This is a genomic window from Alteromonas sp. BMJM2, from assembly GCF_027257845.1.
Taxonomy (GTDB): domain Bacteria; phylum Pseudomonadota; class Gammaproteobacteria; order Enterobacterales; family Alteromonadaceae; genus Alteromonas.
On record NZ_JAPVOT010000048.1, the window covers coordinates 1 to 2,102 of the forward strand.

Genomic DNA, 2,102 nt, shown 5'->3' on the forward strand with positions numbered 1-2,102 from the left:
AAAAAGAGATACCAGTCAGGACCGCCGAAAATGCAACTAATATGGAGTAATGCAGCCAAGATGCTTAAACTGCCAGCGATTATTAGTTGATTATTCTTGTGCATTCAAATTCCTTTTGGCACATAACTTTTAAATAAGGGGCGCAGATATGTGGGGCATAATGGCGAAGCCGCCCCGCTTGTATGCGTCCCAGCGAACGAAGTGAGCGACTTGATTTTTTTGTTAGGTACGTGCACACACATCCTCGTTTTTTAGAAGTTTCTGAGCTTTTTCTTGGAAAGCAATAAACCTTTTTTCGTCGGAGACGCCAAGGCTTCTATGAGGTGTTTCTGTAATAGTATTTGCTGCTAAAATCGCACCATTTAGCATATTACAGCTTAACCGAGAAACGGCCTCTAGGTCATTTTGATTAAGATTTTCAGTAATGTACGAAAATGACTCTAGGTCTTGAGTTACTTTGATTTTTGAATCTCTAACGGTATCTTCCAAGTGAAGTATAAACATAACCGCGATGCCTGCTGCAAAAGACAAGAATGAAACAACAAAAGTTTTCATAGTATTCCTTTTGAGTACCTAACTTTAAGCTAAGGGGCGCTAGCATGTGGGCTAAAATCCGAACGAAGTGAGTCAGCCCACATGTTAGCGTCCCAGCGACCGAAGGGAGTGAACTTGAGCGCTTTGTTAGAAGCAGAGCCTGTCCCTTTGGCCTTAATAAAAACTAATGAAGCCAGCATACGATTGATTATTAACACAAACAAGTAAAACGACAGCGCAGTGATGTTTTTGATTTGACTGAAGCAAGCCGCCATTTGAACTGCCAAACGCATTGGCGCTTACTAGCGGTAAATAAGAACTTGGCGATAAAGCGCCTAATGCGCAACCACAGTATTTAAAGCGGCGACATTAAACCTTCCAAAAGCCAGAGCGATGCTGGTGAAAACAGGTGAGGGTAGTTGAACTGATTATTTAATTAAGCAAACGCAGTTTGGCTGACGCCTTCTAACTTTAAGCTAAGGGGCGCTAGCATGTGGGCTAAAATCCGAACGAAGTGAGTCAGCCCGCGTGTTAGCGTCCCAGCGACCGAAGGGAGTGAACTTGAGCGCTTTGTTAGAAGCAGAGCCCGTTCCTTTGGCCTTATTAAAAACTAATAGAGCCAGCATACGATTGATTATTAACACAAACAAGTAAAACGACAGCGCGGTGATGTTTTTGATTTGACTGAAGCAAGCCGCCCTTTGAGTTAACAAACGCAATGGCGCTTGCTGACTGAGAATAAGAACTTGGCGATAAAGCGCCTATTGCGCAACCTATGAAGTTGAAGCGGCGAAGTTAAAACCACCAAAAGCCAGAGCGATTTTTGAAACAGTAGGTAAGGGTGGTTGAACTGTTTTTTTTATTAAGCCAAACGTAGTTTAGGCTGACGCCTTCTAACACCCGATTAAGCGGCGAAAACCGCTCTTGTTTTGGTCCGTCTTAAATCGTTTGTTATACGTCATTTGCCAACGGGATCCACTTTACGTTTATATCAGCGCACTCTATTGTCCAATTAGTACTTTGCCACCAAACAATTTCATGCACAACCAATCCGCTCTCTGACAACCTTACTTCATCTCGGTTGATCGATGTATGCCCAGAAGCCGAGCTACCTATTTGGTAAGAGGTTACATTTGAGTATTCTATATGTAGATGTCCATCATGAAACGCACCAAACAAAACGAGCTGAATGGATACAGTCCTTGAATTAACATCACCAGTTTCCATTACAGCAAAGTCACTCAACCAGGAGTCGTGTAACGCTTTGTGATGAGAGAAATCGTGATGCCAAGTAGCGGTCGCGAATTCATATGCTGAGATTGGAAATGCATCTTTATTTTCCAATAGATACTCATTGTACTTTGCATGAGCTTCGGCAACAGCATTGCCGTTGCACGAACTATCCCAATCTGTTGAAAGAATATACATAGTCTACCTTGACGTATAACACCTTCCATAACCGGCGTTGGCCGTTCTTGCCAATGTCCGGTTTATGGATTTGTTAGGTTTGTTACAACGACACATGCTTGGCCACCTTATTTTCAAGAATACGAACTAACTCAGGCTGC

General features: G+C 42.9%; 3 protein-coding genes. All 3 read right to left on the minus strand.

The window, feature by feature from the left end:
- Window positions 1–222 precede the first annotated feature (222 nt).
- The 3 genes from O9X84_RS19415 to O9X84_RS19425 all read right to left on the minus strand — a co-directional run bounded on the left by O9X84_RS19415 (window position 223) and on the right by O9X84_RS19425 (window position 1,962).
- A complete protein-coding gene (locus O9X84_RS19415) occupies window positions 223–555 on the minus strand; it encodes a hypothetical protein (RefSeq protein WP_269521302.1) in 333 nt (110 codons plus the stop codon).
- A 29-nt stretch (window positions 556–584) separates the two neighbouring features.
- Window positions 585–827, minus strand: coding sequence for a hypothetical protein (locus tag O9X84_RS19420; RefSeq protein ID WP_269521303.1), 243 nt, complete (start codon window positions 825–827; stop codon window positions 585–587).
- A gap of 658 nt (window positions 828–1,485) precedes the next feature.
- Window positions 1,486–1,962, minus strand: coding sequence for a hypothetical protein (locus O9X84_RS19425; protein WP_269521304.1), 477 nt, complete (start codon window positions 1,960–1,962; stop codon window positions 1,486–1,488).
- Window positions 1,963–2,102 lie beyond the last annotated feature (140 nt).

Coding starts and splice junctions, on each gene's coding strand:
- O9X84_RS19420 (WP_269521303.1), bottom strand. CDS start 827: ATGCGTTTGGCAGTTCAAATGGCGGCTTGCTTCAGTCAAATCAAAAAC.
- O9X84_RS19415 (WP_269521302.1), bottom strand. CDS start 555: ATGAAAACTTTTGTTGTTTCATTCTTGTCTTTTGCAGCAGGCATCGCG.
- O9X84_RS19425 (WP_269521304.1), bottom strand. CDS start 1,962: ATGTATATTCTTTCAACAGATTGGGATAGTTCGTGCAACGGCAATGCT.